Origin of the sequence: Companilactobacillus zhongbaensis, from assembly GCF_003946515.1 — a bacterium.
Taxonomy (GTDB): Bacteria; Bacillota; Bacilli; order Lactobacillales; family Lactobacillaceae; genus Companilactobacillus; species Companilactobacillus zhongbaensis.
The window spans coordinates 20,185-36,540 of record NZ_RHOM01000016.1; the positions used below are offsets into that span (position 1 = coordinate 20,185).

The window sequence follows — 16,356 nt, forward strand, 5'->3', positions numbered from 1 at the left end:
GCATATTTATTTGGTAATTTTCAAATCGGCTTTTTGCCCCTAAACTGGATTCATAAGTTAAACGAAGAGGTAATGAATATGCAAAATGTGAAATTAAATAACGGCGTCGAAATTCCCCAATTGGGCTTCGGCGTTTTCCAAATTACTGACTTGGCTCAGTGCAAGCAAGCGGTTCTCGATGCTATCAACAGTGGCTATCGCTTGATTGATACGGCATCAGCTTACCAAAATGAGACGGCTGTCGGTGAGGCAATCAAGGAAAGTGGAATCGATCGCGACGATTTGTTCATCACATCAAAACTGTGGGTTTCTGACTTCACGTATGAAAAAGCTAAACAAGGAATCGACACTTCTTTAAAAAATCTTGGTCTCGACTACTTAGATATGTACTTGTTACACCAGCCATATGGGGACACGATTGGTGCTTGGCGTGCTTTAGAAGAAGCTAATAAAGCTGGAAAAATTCGTGCTATCGGTGTTTCGAATTTTTACGCCGATCAGATGAAAGACTTGGAACTTTCTAGCCACATTAAACCAGTCGTCAACCAAATCGAGGTCAATCCTTGGTATCAACAAACTTCAGAAGTTGAATTTAACCAACGGGAAGATATTACTGTTGAAGCTTGGGCACCTTTTGCGGAAGGTAAGCATGACATTTTTACTAATGAGACTTTGAAGTCGATCGGTGAAAAGTATGGTAAGGCTAATGGGCAAGTTATTTTGCGTTGGCTGTTGCAACGTGGGATCGTTGTGATTCCTAAGTCGGTTCATTTGGAACGGATGAAGGAAAATATTGATGTGTTTGATTTTTCGCTTAGTGATGATGAGATGTCAGTTATTAGTGGGTTAGATAAAAATCAAAGCCAATTTTTCGACCATCGTGATCCGGTTACTATTGAGCAGATATTTGGTTCTAGTTTGAATGAGATGAAGAATTAGATAGAGGTAGTAGTTTGGTAGGTGGTTCACTGCCGGTTCCGGGTCGGGGCGCGATATGGGACTGGAACGCTGCGGGCCAACTTTGAGCTATCCAAGGAAGATCGCCTTGGACATCTCAAAGCTTGACCTTTTTGTAAGCACGGCTTTTGCCGTGCAAACAAAAATTTCGCGGCTGAGCCCATATCGCGCCCCGACCCTCCACCTAGATTGGTGTCAATCTAATCGTCTTTTTTGAGTGGGTTTTACCGATTTTTGTTGGGGAAGTTGGCACTTTTGGTGCTTCCTATTTCTTACTTGTCTATCTCAGGTTTCTTCTTGATGGTAAAATCGGAAAACAAAAACAAAAACAAAAACAAAAACAAAAACAAAAAAGGAACAAATGCCATTTTTTAGACATTTGTTCCTTTTTGCTTCTATTATTTTTTACAGTTCATCATTCTGTAATTTAGAATGTTGCAAGCCATAGGCGAAGTAGAAGATTACTCCTAAGATCAGCCATGATGTTACTGAGATCTTTGTTAGGTTCGGTAACATTATTATGAAGTAGACGCTTAGTAGGCCTGATAGTATTGGTAGGAATGGGTACCAGGGCATTTTGAAGCCGTCGTTTACTATGTCTTTTCTTCTTCTTAGCGGGATGATCCCGAAGGAGATGAAGGCGAAGGCTAGTAGGGTTCCGGCGTTTATTAGGGATGCTAGTTGGGTTAGTGGTACCATTCCGGCGAAGAATGTTTGTACTATTGTGGCTATGATGATGGCGTTGGTTGGTACGGCGTGTTTTTTGGTGATCTTGCCCATGAATTTTGGTAGGAGACCGTCTCGTCCTAGGGCGTAGACTAGTCTTGACCCACCGAAGAACATGGTGATCATGGCCGTGAAGATTCCGATCAAGGCACCGATGGTGATGATCTTGTTCCAGCCGCTTAATCCTACTACTTGTAGGGCGTAAGCTGCTGGGTCATCGACATTTAATTTTGAATAGTTTACTACTTCGGTTAAAACGAAGGAGAAGGCTACGTACAAAATAACGGCTACGATAACTGTTCCGATGATTCCCTTGACAACGTTTTTTCCAGGGTCGACTGTTTCAGCCGAGTTGGCTGCCAGTGCATCGAACCCGATGAAGGCAAAAAATACGGTCGCTGCTGCAGTCGAAATTCCGCCTAATCCCCAAGGTGAGGAGTGGAATTGTTTTGGATAAAACGGTACGTAGTTGGATGACTTAATATAGAAGATACCGACTACGATGAATAAGATGATGATGGCTACTTTAATGACCACCGCAGTGTTTTCGATCCGTTTGGATAAGTCGACGCCGTGAAAAATAATTACGGCTACGACTAGTACAATCAGAGCAGCCGTCAAGTTGATGACGCCACCTTCCATCGGACCGGCTTGTAAGGCTTTCGGAATGTGTATCCCGATAGCTGCTAGGATGTTGTTGTTGAAGTACGAGGCAAATCCGGTCGCTTCTGCCGAGACGGCTAAAAAGTATTCTAGGATCAACGCCCAACCGAGGAGCCAACCGACGAATTCTCCGTAGATGACTGAACCGAAGGAGTAGGCTGATCCCGCAACTGGCATGGCGGAAGAGAATTCCGCATAGGCCATTCCGACCATTCCTGAAACTAGTGCTGCGATCAGAAAGGCAATGGAAACTGCCGGTCCTGCGTGTAGTGCTGCTTCGTGACCGGGTAGGATGAAGATACCTGTTCCAATCACAGCGCCGATACCTAAGGCTACTAGGTCTTTTGCGTGGAGAGACCTCACTAGGTGAGAGTCGGCTTTGACGTAGTTTTCGACGCTTTCTTTTTTAAATATGTTTTTCATGATAATGACCTTTGTAATTTGATAGATGTTTCCTATTTTTGAAATGCATATACCATTATGGTGGAGATGTGATTGAAAAACAATGATTATTTTAATAATGTGATAATTGTTTTAATAATGATTGGTTTTGTACTTGAGGTGAGAGAGCAGCGCAGACAGTGGCGTTTTGTTTTGATTGTCGTTGGTGATTTTAGGTGGTTTGGTGTTGAGGTGGTAGTTTGGTGTGAGGTTCACTGCCGACTCCGGGGCCCGGGGATACAGCCGCTGGAACGTGGTGGGCACATTTTGAACCAATCGAGCATAAACCGCTCGCTTGTTTCAAAACTGCACCTTCCTCTAAGCTCCTTCGTCGCTAAGAGGAATTTCACCACTGAGGGCTGTATCCCCGGGCCCCTCCGTCTAGATAGTGCAACATCACCTTCTTTTTGTTGGTGGAGACCGAGTTTTTTTGATCAAATTGGCATTTTTTGCGCGTCCTAGGTTTTGCGGTCTATCTCAGATTCTATGATTGTTGGTAAGATTCAGACCAAGACCAAGACCAAAACCAAAACCAAAGCATTATTTTAAGGATTAATCTGAAGTAAAAAAGCTCATCTCACTTTGTGGGGATGGGCTTTTAGATTTTTTATTTGTTGATTTCTTTTACTTGTTCTCGCAACTTATTTTGGCTTTTGATCAACCATAATTCGTCAGGGTATTGGGCCATTATTTCGTCGCAGAATTTTACTGGGTCGTTGCCGATTATGTTTTTTACGGGGACATTTTGTTCGGCGTTTTCTTGGAAGATTTCTAGTATTTGTTCCAGTATCTGTAGGAAGCCGTCTCCTTTGGCGAAGTTCCACATGTATTTTTCTAGGGCTTCGAAGGTTTCTTTGTAGGGTGTTGGTAGGGCTGCTACTTCTGCTTTGAATTCGCGGTATCTTTTTTTGTCTCCTACCATTTTCTTTAGTAAGTTTTCCATGGTTATTTCTCCTTTAATTGTTCCATTTTTTCGGCTAGGAAGGTCCATTTAGTCCAAAATTCGGCTAGATAGTCGGTTCCTGCTGGTGTTAATTTGTAAAACTTTCTGGGTGGTCCGACTTCGGATTTTCTTTTTTCGCTGTCGATCAAGCCGTTTTTCTCCAGTCTTAGTAGGACGGTGTAGACGGTTCCTTCGACGATGTCTTCAAAACCTAGGTCTACTAGGTAATTAGTTATTTCATAGCCGTAGGTTTCGCCTTTGCTGATGTGTTGGAGGACGATTCCTTCCAGGGCGCCTTTTAGTAATTCGGTTAAACCTTTCATATTTAAATACCTCATTTCAACTACTTAGTGATACTAAGTACATGTATATAGTATTACTAGGTAGTCACAATAGCAAGGAAAAAATCCTTATTCTAATTCTTTTTTCAACTGCTCGATAAAAAGTTGACCAGCTTCAGGTAGTTTGCGTTTCTTGGACCAGATCAAAGATGCCCCTTCGGTCAATGATGGGCTTAGCCGTTTGAAGACTAGTTCAGTGTTAGTTGTGTCAATCAGTGATTCGTAGGTCAAGGCCATGCAGGCTCCAGTTTCTACTAATAACATGGCGTTGAAAATCAAATTGTAAGTTCCGATGTAGTTATATTGCAGGCTTAGCCCGTGGCTCCATTCTTCAAAAAATTCACTGGTTTGTGATTGCCGCGAAGTGATCAAAGGTCGACCGACTAGATCAGTTGGACTTATCTCATCTAAACTAGCAATTTGTTCATCTTTTCGCATCAAGACACCCCAGTGATTGACCGCTGGAAATTTGAGACTGTGATAATTTTCGTACTTTTTATCACCCATCATGGCGGAAAATTCTAGGACACCAGAATCTAGTTCGGCCAAGGTGTTTAGCGAGTCCCCACTGTGAATATTGACTTTGATCTCAGGATTTTGGTAGATGACTTTTTGGATGGCCGTCATCATGGGACGTAAGGCGATACTTTCTCCAGCACCGATATCTAAAACGCCACTTATGGTGTCTTGTTTTTGCAAGTTGAAAGTTGTTTTATCGACTAATTTGAGGATCTCGTTGGCTTGTTCTTGTAAATAATAGCCGTCTTGGGTCAGTTGGATCTGGCGATTTCCACGCACGAACAGTTTTGTTCCTAATTGACTTTCTAGTTCAGCGATTTGACGAGATAAAGCCGGCTGTGAGACGTGTAAACGAGCGGCTGCATGGGAGAAATTCAATTCTTCGGCGATAGTTACGAAATAGCGTAAAACACGGATGTCCATAATAAGCTCCTTTTTAATATAACGAAATGTAATAACTGGATATTGATTATAAGTATTTAACATTATGATATTCAGCCCATATACTGTAGTCAACCCTTAAGGAGTGAAAACAATGCAATCAAAAATGGACTTAGGAACTAAAGCTTATGATGAGATCGAAAAGATAGTTCAAAAAAATCAAGTTTTAGTTCAACAACTAAACACTGGTGTTCACAATAGCGGAGAAGTTCGCGATGTGGTCAGTCAGATCACCAACGAGAAAATTTCTGACACGACTGAAATCAGATTGCCATTCACAACTGATTTTGGGCGGAACTTACATATCGGAAAAAATGTTTTTATCAATAGTAATTCAATGTTTACCGACATGGGTGGAATCTATCTTGGAGACAACGTCTTGATCGGACCAAATGTGACGATTGCTTCGGTTAATCACAACTTGGAACCTAGTATTAGGAGAAGCTTGCAACTGAAGCCAGTTTATATTCATCAAAATGTTTGGCTGGCTGCTAATGTGACCGTGGCCCCAGGGGTGACCATCGGTGAGAACTCTGTTGTTGGTGCTGGAGCTGTCGTTACTAAGGATGTTTCTGCTAACTGTATCGTTGCTGGAGTGCCAGCCCGTTTTATCAAAAAAATTGAAAAATAATCCTTGTCTTCGAGTTAACTCAAAGGGATAAGATACAAAACACAAATAAGAAATAGCTACTAAGTAGCTTGAAGGAGAAATATATGACAATCGAAAATAAAGTAGTCGTAATCATGGGAGCATCAAGTGGTATCGGCGAAGCAACGGCCAATCTTTTAGCAAGTAAGAAAGCTAAGTTAACTATTGCCGCCAGAAGAATGAGCCGTTTAGAGGAGATCCAACAAAATAATGCTGGAGCAGATATTTTAGCTGTTGAAGCTGATGTTTCTAAGGCTGACGAAGTCCAAAATGTTATCGACAAAACAGTTGAAAAATACGGTCGGGTCGACGTACTTTTTAACAATGCCGGGATCATGCCAGTCAACAACTTGAGCGTATTAGCTCGAGATGAATGGAAGAACATGCTTGAAACTAACGTTGAAGGTGTTTTGAATGGGATTGCTTCAGCCCTTCCAGTAATGAGAAAGCAAAAGAGTGGCCACGTGATCACTACCTCATCTGTTTTGGGATATGAATTACTTCCTGGCTATGCTACATACTCAGGAACTAAATTTGCTGTTCGTGCCATCATGGAAGGACTTCGCCAAGAAGAACGTGGCAATAACATTAAGACAACAGTTGTCGCACCAGGAAGCGTTAAAACAGAATTGTTCCAATCAATCAATAACAAAGATATTCGTGAACAATTAGAAAGTATGCAAGACTTGCCAGGTGCCGAAATGCAAGCTCTACAACCGGAAGAAATTGCTCAAGCAGTAGCTTTTGTGATCGATACGCCAGCTAACATGGCAGTCAATGAAATGATCATCAGACCTACAGGACAAGAAATTTAGTTTTTTAAAAGCTTGCCTTAAAGTCTACTAGAGGGTTTATTATCTAGTCGTTAAATAAATATCACATCCAATTATAAAAAGGAGAAATTATATGAGTATTTTTGATGAAACAATCACATTAAACAGTGGCATTAAGATCCCTAAATTAGCACTTGGAGTTTGGGAGATCCCTGATGACGAAGTCGCTAAAGCAGTTGAGTCTGCTATCGAGATCGGCTACAAGCATATCGATACGGCCCAAGCTTACGGTAACGAACGTGGCGTTGGTGAAGGTGTTAGAAATTCTGGTGTTGACCGTGACAAGCTTTTTGTTAACTCAAAAGTCGCTGCCGAATTGAAAAATTATGACGATGCTAAAAAGTCAATCGATGAAACACTAAGCAAGATGGACATCGACTACTTAGACATGATGATCATCCACAACCCACAACCTTGGAAAGAAGTTAACCAATCAAACGACCGTCATTTTGAAGGAAACCTTGAAGCTTGGCGTGCTTTAGAAGACGCTGTTAAAGAAGGAAAGCTCAAGACCATCGGTGTCTCAAGTTTCAATAAAGAAGACTTGGACAACTTGATTAAGAACAGTGATACAAAACCAGCTGTCAACCAAGTTCAAGTTCATATTGGTGATACACCATTAGATATCATCAAGTATTCACAAGACAACGACATCGCTGTCGAGGCATTCTCACCAGTTGCTCACGGTGCAGCATTGAAAGATGACCGGATCGTGGAAATGGCTAAGAAGTATAACGTTAGTGTTCCACAATTGTGCATCCGTTATGATTGGCAATTGAATACTATCGTTCTTCCAAAGTCAGCTAACCCAGATCATATGAAGTCAAATGCTGAACTGGATTTTGAGATCAGTGACGAGGATATGAAGACATTGGCCGGAATTGGCAATATGGATTATGGTGATGCGAGTGCTTATCCTGTGTTTGGTGGAAAAATTTAATAGTTTTAGAGGTCATCCGGATGTTCGGGTGGCTTTTTTTGTTGGATGTTCACTTCCGGTTCAGCGGGAGAGTTCCAGGAATTGCGCTGTGGAACGGTGTGGGCGTCGATTGAAGCTCACCGAAGGAGACAACTTCGGCAATCTCCAATACGAGCCTTGTTGTAAGCGATGAATCGCTAACAACAATTTCACACCTGACAGCGAATTCCTTCCACCCTCCCGCAGAACCTAGGTAGAGAAAACTCTACTTTGAGTGGGGGTACGGTACTTATTTTTATGGGGATCGATTTTTTAATTAGGTTTGAGTTCCGATTTCTGAAGTTGTCTTAAGATTTTTATTTTTTCGACTTATCTTATTCATCTTTGTCGAGGACATCATCGGTGCTACGTTATGAGGGATGAAATAGACTCTTGAATTGATTCCCAAATAATTTTTTTGATTACTCAATATATTGAATGTATTTAATTTTTTGTATTAGAATGGTCTCATTAACAACTTGCTGGAGGTTTTGGTATGGATGTTGAGATTATGCGTGATGGATTGACGTTGCGGGGGACGCTTTGTTTGCCTCAGGCTGATTCGTTTGATTTGGCTATTTTGATGCATGGATTTACTTCTGATCGTGGAATGAAGCCTGATCAGTTGCTTTATCAGATTGCCGATCGATTGAACGCTGAGGGATTTGCTACTTTGCGCGTTGATTTTAACGGTCATGGTGAAAGTGATGGTGCTTTTGAAGATATGACTGTTTTGAATGAGATCAGTGATGGTAAGGCTATTTTGGATTATGCTCGAGGGCTTTCCGGCGTGCAAAAAATCTATTTGGTCGGTCATTCCCAGGGAGGGGTGGTCGCTAGTATGTTGGCCGGTTACTATCATGATTTGATCGAACGTGTGGTTTTACTGGCTCTAGCTGCTACGTTGAAAGATGATGCTCTTAAGGGGAATACTCAAGGTTATACTTATGATCCACAAAATATTCCTGATAAATTGCCTATTAAAAAAGGTTTGACTCTGGGGGGATTTTATTTGCGGACTGCTCAGACTTTACCGATTTATGATGTGGCTCGCCAGTTTCATGGGCCTGTTCAGTTGGTGCATGGATTGGATGATTTAGTTGTCGATCCTGTGGCTTCTAGACGGTATGATGAGGTTTATGAGAAGAGTGATCTGGCTTTGTTGCCTAATGCTGATCATGGGTTTACTGAGGGGGAATCTCGGGAAGAGGTTTTGGATATTGTTTGTAGTTTTTTGGGGGAAGATAAGTAAAGTAAAGGAAAGGAAAAGACATGCCGGTCGGCATGTCTTTTTTATTGATACTTGGTGTTATGGTTAATTTCATGTAGTAGCTTTATTTTGTTGTAGTGGATACGCGTTCTACTTTTATAGTGGAAACGAGTTCCGGGAGATAGCGGCCTCCGGTTTAGAAACTGTCAGCAGGCACGGCTTCGCCGCACCTTGGGTGCTGACAGTCCCTAAATCCTCAGCAGCTGACCATCTCCCTCCACTCTCTATTTTTATAGTGGATACGCGTTCTATTTTTATAGCGGAAACGAGTTCCGAGACGCAGCGGCCTCCGGTTAACACAGGTGGTCGAGGCACGGCTTCGCCGCACCTTGTTCGACCACCCGCGTTAATCCTCAGCAGCTGACCGCGTCTCTCCACTCTCTTTTTTTTATTTTGGCAACTCTATTTTAGCGTTCCTTATAGCCCCTAAATATTTTTCGAGTAGTTTGTTTTTAACATTATACTGAGCCCCAGGTCTGGTGTAAGCTGCGACTTGTAGTACTAGTGTTCCGTCATTTTGGTTGGAGAAGCCTACTATATATGGACGTTTGGTTATTTGTAATTTTTCGATGTCTAGGTTTTGGTTGATGTTGTTGATCAATTTGGTGATTTCGTTGAAAGGTGCGTTGCTGGAGATGGGGATCTCCATTAGTGCTTGCATGCTGTTTCTCGACATGTTGCTGACGATGGTGATGTTTCGGTTAGGGATGTAGTTTAAGGTTCCGTCGATGCTTTGAACTTGGGTGGTTCTGATGCCGACGTATGTTACTCGACCCTCGATCGTGCCGATTTTGATCATGTCACCGACACTGATTTGTTGCTCTAACAAGATGAACATGCCGTTGACCATGTCGGAGACGAAGCCTTGAGCTCCAAGACCTATGGCCAAACTGAAGATCCCGGCACCAGCTATCAAGGTTCCGACCGGAACGCCGATGGCTGATAAAAAGGCGTAGATCCAGAAGAATATTAGGACGTACTTGAAGATGTTTAAGACTAGCGTGTAAATTGTGTCTAACTTTTTTGTTGGGACTTTGGCTAGTGATTTCCAATTATTTTTAAAAATATGTCTGATGATCTTATTACCGATCCAGTTGATCAGCAATAATACTACCGTCAAAAAAAATAGCTGGATGACGACGCTAGTTACGTGTTCTAAAACTTGTTCCCAATCGATCTTGAGAAACATTTTTTTGGCGATGTTGAATACGTTAAATGACAAGTTCAAAATAAAAAATCCTCCGATAATGTCTATCAGACTATCTTATCACAGAGAACTTAAAACATTTCTGATAGAATAGTGACGATGATCGAAAGAATTTTGGGAGAAACTTGTGAGTAAATTAGAAATCAAACCTTTGAAAAAATCTGACTATCAAAAATGTATTCAATTCGCAAAAAAAGGGATGCATTTTGATAAGTATACTAAGAATCCCATCGGATTAGAGCTTTACAGCCGTTACTTTTGGTATAACGAACTGATTTCCGCTACGAAAATATATGCCGCTTATCAAGGTGAACAGCTAGCAGGGGTCTTGTTGTTGAATGAATTTGGCAAGCGTAAACCATATGCGACTTTTTCAAAACGTCTTTTCGTCAAAATTATGGAAAAGCTCGTTCACAACTTTGACCGAGCCAATCCGTATGATGACGTGAATCAGACAATGTTGGCCGATTATCGAAAGCATTACACGCCGAAAGCTGAGATCAACTACTTAGCTGCTGACCCGGATAATCAGACTAAGGGGATCGGGACTTTCTTGTTGGAGCAAATTGCACGAGATTTTGTTGGGCGAGAAATTTATTTGTTTACCGATACTGATTGTAGTTACCAGTTTTATGACCGCCGTGGCTTTGAAAGGTATCGTGAAGCTACTATTAGATATCGTCACGGAGAAAAATTTGTGCCGTTGACTTGTTTCTTGTATCGTCGAAAATTTTGAATGTTTGAAATTTTAGATAGACTTGAATTTCAACAAATTATCAATGTTGATCTAAACCGCGATCATTCAAATATTTTTTCATGAAATCTCTAGGATGAGTTTCTAAGCTTTTGATTGCTGTGTCAGCCCAAGTTCGATTGGACTTTTTGCCCGAACGGTTTTGGTAATACTTTCTTGTTTCTTGATTGTATTGTTTGATGATCGATAATTTGCCAGGATCATAGTGATTTTTGTGATAAATACCATTGAATGGGATGCGAGGCTTGGGATCATTTTTCTGAGCGGGATATCCTACTAATAGTCCAAAAACAGGGTAAACTTCATCTGGTAAGTGTAGTAATTCGGAAATACCAACGATGCCATCGCGTACGCCACCGATGTAACAAATTCCCATACCCATTGATTCAGCAGCAAGTGTCATGTTTTGAGCTGCAATTGAAGCATCAACAGCACCGACAATTACTGCATCCACGCCAGTAATAGTTTCACTGATATTTTTATCTAGTTCTTGAGCAATCAAATGATTTCGATTCAAATCGGCATTAAAAATGAATAGATGACCACAATTGATAAAATCCTGATCCCCAGCCATTTTGGCGATTGGAGCTTTAACGGTGTCATCGTCGATGTCAATGATCGAATAAGATTGCTGATAGCTAGAAGTTGACGCCGCTTGTGCTGCCTGGACCAATTGTTTTATCTGATTATCTGTTAATTTCTGGTTAGTAAATTTTCTGACGGAAACGTGATTAAAAATTGTTTGTAATGTTTGATTCATTTTTTCTCCTTTTTTGACCAACTGGTACAAAATTGATTTTTAAAAAAGCAATCAGATCAATGCAAAGATGCCATCAGTCCGTTTACCAAAGATATTGCTTGTTGTTTGTCTTGCAAAGTTGCATTTAGTGTTCGTAAGCCATAGTAAATACACAAGACGTTACTGGCCATGGCACTAGCATCAGTAGAACTTGCTAGTTCGCCAGTAGAAACACCCTCATCAATCACTGATCGTAGCTTGTTTTCCAAAAAACGAGCGTGTTCGCCAGACCATTTTTGAACGGTGATGTCGTCGTGACCACGTTCCATAGAAGCATTGATTAAGAAACAGCCATTGCTTGATTGCTCGAAGTCCTTTTCGATGGCCCAGTCGAACAAAGTCCTGATTCTTTCGATAGCTGAAGTTGGTCGGCTTAAAATAATATTTTGTTCTTCCATCCATTGTTGGTGATAGAGTTTCAGAGCTTTTGCATAGATTTCGTGTTTACTGCCAAAAGCGTTATACAAGCTGCCTTTTCCTAGACCAGTTGCCTGACAAAGGTCAGCAGTGGAACATGCTTCATAGCCTTTTTCCCAAAAAGCATTCATGGACTTGATCAGAACTTCATCTTGATCAAACTGTTTAGGTCGGCCAATTGTATTTGCTATAATAATCCCTCCTCAGCAATGAAATTAACCTCACTGTATCATTTTTTGTACCGAACGGTCAACAAATGAGGATAAAAAGAAAACAGCGACATTTTCTTTTTATTAGATAAATTATTTAACAAAGTTAGTTTTAAATCGCTTCAATGAAATAGCACGAGGCGAGAATTCATAGTCGGTCAAGCCTAGTGTGATGGCGAAGGTTGGTGTGAATCCTTCAGGGATGACGCCTTCTGGAATCGAGCCTAGACATGCCATGTTCAAGTTAGCTCCTACTCGTTGATTTTCTGCTTCTAGTGCCATGTTTTGGGCCACGCAACCAGTCGAGATGAATTCCATTTGACCGGGATCTTTGACGGAAATTACGATGACGGTTGGTGCATCGTAGATGCCGTTCATTTTTGAAAGAACTTTTTCGTCTTGGATGACGGTGAAGCGGTAGTTTTCGTATTCACCCATGCCGACTGGTCCGGCGTAACCAGCTTTTAAGATGCTGTCGAGTTGCCAATCTCTCATTTGTCCTTTGTATTCACGGATCGCCTTGCGCGAGTTGATCATATTGGTAGTTTCCACGGTGATTCCTCCAATCATTTACTATTTCTATCATAAAGCATTTTCTTTAAATAATGAAACCGCTATCGGTCAGGTTAAAAAAATTTTCACGGATAACATGAAAATAATGCCCATAACAATAGTCATTGTGGTCTATTTGTTCAAAAAACTATAAATAAATTTCTATTTATAAGTTATTTGGTATAGCATGATATATAATTTTCTGATAAAATATTAATTAGAGGGATATAAATAATTAAGTTACGAGTAATTTGATGATTATTTTTTGAAAATATTTTTTAAATGCTTGTTTTCACTTAAAAACATGAAAGGATTGATTTTCTGACTAAATTTCACCAACTAACAACTACGGATGTTTTAGACGAGCTATTAGTCGATGAAAAACGTGGCCTGAGTAACGACCAAGTCAAACAAAATCGCAAACTATATGGCACAAATAAATTAGACGAGAAAAAAGAAGACCCTATGTGGAAAATTTTTCTCCGTGGCTTTAAAGAACCAATAGTAATCGTATTGCTCGGAGCAGTACTGCTATCATTACTAAGTTCTTTTTATGCTTTTAATTTTCAAGCGGATCCTAAGCACGGCATGGAAGCCTTATACGAGGCCATTGCCATCGGGATCTTAGTGATAATTAACGCTTCAATCGTTTTTTATCAAGAAATGAGTACGAAGAAAAGTCTCGATGCTCTAAAGGAGATGAACGACCGATCCAGTGTCGTTTTACGGGACTTTGAATGGAAGAGTGTTCCGACGACTGAATTAGTCGTGGGTGACATCGTCAAAGTTAAGATGGGAGACTTCGTCGAAGCTGACGTGCGTTGGCTCGAGAGTTCAGAACTGCAGGTTATCGAATCCCACTTAACTGGTGAGCCCGACGCTATTGAAAAAGATATTCACCAGATCGAAGAAGACGTCCAACTAGCTGACCGTAATAATATGGGATATTCAGGTTCAACGGTCGCCAATGGACAAGGTGTTGGTATCATCGTCGGAATCGGGAGTAACACCGAATTAGGAAACATCGCTTCAATGCTGCAAAACACCGTGAAAAAACCGTCACCGCTGCAAAATACGATTAAAAAGCTAACTAGCAGTTTGATGAAAGTTTCCGGCTTGATCATTTTCCTAACTTTCGCCATCGGCATTATTAAAGCCGGTGAATTGAGTGTATCTTCGATCACATCGGTGCTTTCGACGTCGATCTCTCTAGCCGTTGCCTCGATCCCTGATGCAATGCCGATTGTCTTGTCGATCGTATTAACTATCGGTGCGACCAAAACTGCTCTCAACAACGGTTTGATCAAATCGCTCAACAGTGTTGAGACTTTAGGAAGTACGTCTTACATTGCTTCCGATAAAACGGGAACACTGACGCAAAATCAAATGACCGTGACAAAATTTTATGACGGAACTAACGATCATGAAGTTGAAGGACTCGGTTATGATATCAACGGTACGATCAAAGACAGCAGCGGACAATTCGACAATCACACGTCCGAATTTTTAAAAGGAGCTGTCTTGAGTAACGAATCAAGTGTTAAAGAAGTTGACGGCGAAATCAAGCCGTTTGGTAATCCAACTGAAATAGCCTTGAATGTGCTCGGTCAAAAAGCAGGAGTGACGAAAGAATCCCTCTTAGAAAAAACTGAACTCATGCGAACATTGCCGTTTACTAGTGCTCGAAAGATGATGAGTGTCATCGTCAAAAATGAAGGAGGATATCGCCTGTATACAAAAGGTGCTCCGGATGTATTACTAAAAAATAGCCAAAATGTATTAATAGATGGAAAATTGCAAGATAGTCAACATCATGAAAAATTTACTGAGATCGTTGACGGATACGCTAAAAAAGCTTTAAGAACTCTAGCCGTCGCATATCGAGATATAACGCAACACCAAGCCGAAACTGGCAGCGTGGAAGAGTTAGAGCAAGAACTAAATATTGTCGGAGTAGCCGGCATTATCGATCCACCGAGACCGGAAGTTAAACAATCGGTCAAGACTTTAAACGAAGCCAAGGTCGAAGTAGTCATGATCACGGGTGACCACGCACAAACTGCTCGTGCCATCGCTTATGACCTAGGCATCGTCAAATCAAAAAACGCTCGCGTGATCGAAGGAACAGAAATCGAGCAAATGACGGACGATCAGCTTTTTAACGCCGTGATCGACACGAATGTATACGCGCGAGTAACTCCAGAACACAAGCAACGGATCATCAAGCAGTTGCAAAAACACAAACAAGTAGTTGCCATGACGGGTGACGGTGTCAACGATGCTCCAGCACTAAAAGCCGCCGACATTGGGATCGCCATGGGGATCACAGGAACTGAGGTCACCAAAGACTCAGCCGACTTGATCCTCCTAGACGACAAGTTCACCACCATCGAAAAATCCGTTCGCAACGGTCGCATGATCTACGCCAACATCAAAAACTTCATGCGCCACGAACTAACGACCAACGTGGCCGAAGTATCCGCCTTACTCTTCGTACTATTGTTCACCCAATCAGTGGGCCAAGTAACTGCAGGAACAGCTACCCTAAGTGCTTTAATGGTCCTTTGGGTCAACATGATCAGTGACTCCTTACCATCGTTTGCCCTAGGATATGACGTAGCGGAATCAGATATAATGAAAGAAAAACCAAGAGACGTCAACGAATCAGTTCTAGCAAATCACACCTGGTCCAGAGTCTTGATCAGAGGTCTAGTAATGGGAGCAACAGTATTCCTAGCCTTCACACTAGCAGCCAGAGCAGGCTTCACCAGCAACCAAGCACAAACAGTAGCCTTCCTGACCCTAGTATTCGGTCAACTATGGCACGTATTCGATGCCAGAAGCTCCAAATCGATCTTCAGAAGAAACCCATTCGAAAACAAACACCTATTACTAGCAGTAGCCTTCGCCAGCGTAAGCTCGATCCTAGTAACAGCCATACCATTCTTCAACATGGTAATGGGAACAGCTCAACTGCCGTTCGTAGTTTACATAATGGTAGTATTCTTACCAGCAATACCAACATTGGTATTGTCTGGGATTAAGGAAATCTTTGGGGTCAAAATTTGGTAAAAACACAGAGAGCGGAAGGCGACGGTCAACTGCTGAGGATTTAGGGACTGTCGGCACAAAAGGTGCGGCGAAGCCGTGCCTGCCGACAGTTTCTAAACCGGAGGCCGCTGTCGCCTGGAGCTCGTTTCAACATCCTTGAGTATAAAAATAAACAGCACTATCCAAACCGCTGCAATTTTAACCAGCAAAAATGGATAGTGCTATTTCATTGCAGCAAATTTCAGAATTCCCCTTAGTAATCCAGACAAAAATAACAATCAAGCAACAATAAAACACCAACCCAAGAAAACTTCAAAACAGGGAATGGTGTTTTTTAATATAAACAATCTGTTAAACTAATTATCAACAAACAAATAATAAACAACGTAGGGGGGCAACAATGCCAATCCAAACCACGATCCTAATAGTAATAATAATAGCAATAGTCCTACAATACCTATTCGGCTACCTAAAAAATCCCTACCTAGGATCAATAGTACCAATACTATCGATAATCCTAGTAATATACTTATTCACCAAAGGAACCATGGACTTAAATGTAAAAAATATCCTAATGCCAATAATAGGCCTATCGGCAATGGGCTTCCTATACAGCGACGGAAAAT

Annotated in this window: 15 protein-coding genes; 7 read left to right on the forward strand and 8 right to left on the reverse strand. The window is 41.4% G+C overall.

The annotated features are described in order from the left end of the window. The first annotated feature begins 78 nt into the window (after positions 1-78). Positions 79-939 carry an aldo/keto reductase gene (locus tag EKM69_RS07840; RefSeq protein ID WP_125709867.1) on the forward strand — a complete coding sequence of 287 codons (861 nt, stop codon included), beginning with the start codon at positions 79-81 and terminating at the stop codon, positions 937-939. Between the two features lie 423 nt (positions 940-1,362). Here EKM69_RS07840 and EKM69_RS07845 read toward each other — a convergent pair whose 3' ends face one another. From EKM69_RS07845 to EKM69_RS07860, 4 genes are all read right to left on the reverse strand, one after another. Next, a complete protein-coding gene (locus EKM69_RS07845) occupies positions 1,363-2,769 on the reverse strand; it encodes an APC family permease (RefSeq protein ID WP_125709869.1) in 1,407 nt (468 codons plus the stop codon). 625 nt (positions 2,770-3,394) lie between these two features. After that, positions 3,395-3,730 (reverse strand): DUF1048 domain-containing protein, encoded by a 336-nt coding sequence (locus EKM69_RS07850; protein WP_125709871.1) that lies wholly within the window; start codon positions 3,728-3,730, stop codon positions 3,395-3,397. 2 nt (positions 3,731-3,732) lie between these two features. Continuing rightward, complete coding sequence (locus tag EKM69_RS07855; protein ID WP_125709873.1) at positions 3,733-4,053, reverse strand: PadR family transcriptional regulator; 321 nt, start codon at positions 4,051-4,053, stop codon at positions 3,733-3,735. A gap of 87 nt (positions 4,054-4,140) precedes the next feature. Then, positions 4,141-5,013, reverse strand: coding sequence for a LysR family transcriptional regulator (locus tag EKM69_RS07860; RefSeq protein WP_125709875.1), 873 nt, complete (start codon positions 5,011-5,013; stop codon positions 4,141-4,143). Between the two features lie 112 nt (positions 5,014-5,125). Here EKM69_RS07860 and EKM69_RS07865 point away from each other — a divergent pair, with 112 nt between their 5' ends. The 4 genes from EKM69_RS07865 (at position 5,126) to EKM69_RS07880 (ending at position 8,723) form a co-directional block, all read left to right on the forward strand. Then, positions 5,126-5,662 (forward strand): DapH/DapD/GlmU-related protein, encoded by a 537-nt coding sequence (locus EKM69_RS07865; protein WP_125709877.1) that lies wholly within the window; start codon positions 5,126-5,128, stop codon positions 5,660-5,662. Between the two features lie 83 nt (positions 5,663-5,745). Beyond that, positions 5,746-6,495, forward strand: coding sequence for an SDR family oxidoreductase (locus EKM69_RS07870; RefSeq protein WP_125709879.1), 750 nt, complete (start codon positions 5,746-5,748; stop codon positions 6,493-6,495). Positions 6,496-6,586: 91 nt separating this feature from the next. Then, entirely contained in the window at positions 6,587-7,453 is an 867-nt protein-coding gene (locus tag EKM69_RS07875) for an aldo/keto reductase (protein ID WP_125709881.1), read from the forward strand. A 514-nt stretch (positions 7,454-7,967) separates the two neighbouring features. Then, positions 7,968-8,723, forward strand: coding sequence for an alpha/beta hydrolase (locus EKM69_RS07880; RefSeq protein ID WP_125709883.1), 756 nt, complete (start codon positions 7,968-7,970; stop codon positions 8,721-8,723). Between the two features lie 406 nt (positions 8,724-9,129). Here EKM69_RS07880 and EKM69_RS07885 read toward each other — a convergent pair whose 3' ends face one another. Continuing rightward, entirely contained in the window at positions 9,130-9,969 is an 840-nt protein-coding gene (locus EKM69_RS07885; RefSeq protein ID WP_225423868.1) for a mechanosensitive ion channel family protein, read from the reverse strand. 106 nt (positions 9,970-10,075) lie between these two features. On the opposite strand from EKM69_RS07885, the gene EKM69_RS07890 reads away from it, so the two are divergent. Further along, a complete protein-coding gene (locus EKM69_RS07890) occupies positions 10,076-10,684 on the forward strand; it encodes a GNAT family N-acetyltransferase (protein ID WP_125709885.1) in 609 nt (202 codons plus the stop codon). 40 nt (positions 10,685-10,724) lie between these two features. Here the strand turns inward: EKM69_RS07890 and nfsA are convergent, their stop codons facing one another. From nfsA to EKM69_RS07905, 3 genes are all read right to left on the reverse strand, one after another. Beyond that, complete coding sequence (nfsA, locus tag EKM69_RS07895) at positions 10,725-11,462, reverse strand: oxygen-insensitive NADPH nitroreductase (protein WP_125709887.1); 738 nt, start codon at positions 11,460-11,462, stop codon at positions 10,725-10,727. 56 nt (positions 11,463-11,518) lie between these two features. Beyond that, positions 11,519-12,049 carry a TetR/AcrR family transcriptional regulator gene (locus EKM69_RS07900; RefSeq protein ID WP_125709889.1) on the reverse strand — a complete coding sequence of 177 codons (531 nt, stop codon included), beginning with the start codon at positions 12,047-12,049 and terminating at the stop codon, positions 11,519-11,521. Positions 12,050-12,220: 171 nt separating this feature from the next. Beyond that, entirely contained in the window at positions 12,221-12,679 is a 459-nt protein-coding gene (locus EKM69_RS07905) for a nitroreductase family protein (RefSeq protein WP_125709891.1), read from the reverse strand. A gap of 321 nt (positions 12,680-13,000) precedes the next feature. On the opposite strand from EKM69_RS07905, the gene EKM69_RS07910 reads away from it, so the two are divergent. Next, positions 13,001-15,751, forward strand: coding sequence for a cation-translocating P-type ATPase (locus tag EKM69_RS07910; RefSeq protein WP_125709893.1), 2,751 nt, complete (start codon positions 13,001-13,003; stop codon positions 15,749-15,751). The last annotated feature ends 605 nt before the right edge of the window (positions 15,752-16,356 follow it).

Bases quoted from the DNA above. Each gene is read 5' to 3' on its own strand.
- EKM69_RS07870 (WP_125709879.1), top strand. From the start codon at position 5,746: ATGACAATCGAAAATAAAGTAGTCGTAATCATGGGAGCATCAAGTGGT.
- EKM69_RS07880 (WP_125709883.1), top strand. From the start codon at position 7,968: ATGGATGTTGAGATTATGCGTGATGGATTGACGTTGCGGGGGACGCTT.
- EKM69_RS07845 (WP_125709869.1), bottom strand. From the start codon at position 2,769: ATGAAAAACATATTTAAAAAAGAAAGCGTCGAAAACTACGTCAAAGCC.
- EKM69_RS07875 (WP_125709881.1), top strand. From the start codon at position 6,587: ATGAGTATTTTTGATGAAACAATCACATTAAACAGTGGCATTAAGATC.
- EKM69_RS07850 (WP_125709871.1), bottom strand. From the start codon at position 3,730: ATGGAAAACTTACTAAAGAAAATGGTAGGAGACAAAAAAAGATACCGC.
- EKM69_RS07855 (WP_125709873.1), bottom strand. From the start codon at position 4,053: ATGAAAGGTTTAACCGAATTACTAAAAGGCGCCCTGGAAGGAATCGTC.
- EKM69_RS07865 (WP_125709877.1), top strand. From the start codon at position 5,126: ATGCAATCAAAAATGGACTTAGGAACTAAAGCTTATGATGAGATCGAA.
- nfsA (WP_125709887.1), bottom strand. From the start codon at position 11,462: ATGAATCAAACATTACAAACAATTTTTAATCACGTTTCCGTCAGAAAA.
- EKM69_RS07840 (WP_125709867.1), top strand. From the start codon at position 79: ATGCAAAATGTGAAATTAAATAACGGCGTCGAAATTCCCCAATTGGGC.
- EKM69_RS07860 (WP_125709875.1), bottom strand. From the start codon at position 5,013: ATGGACATCCGTGTTTTACGCTATTTCGTAACTATCGCCGAAGAATTG.
- EKM69_RS07900 (WP_125709889.1), bottom strand. From the start codon at position 12,049: ATGAATGCTTTTTGGGAAAAAGGCTATGAAGCATGTTCCACTGCTGAC.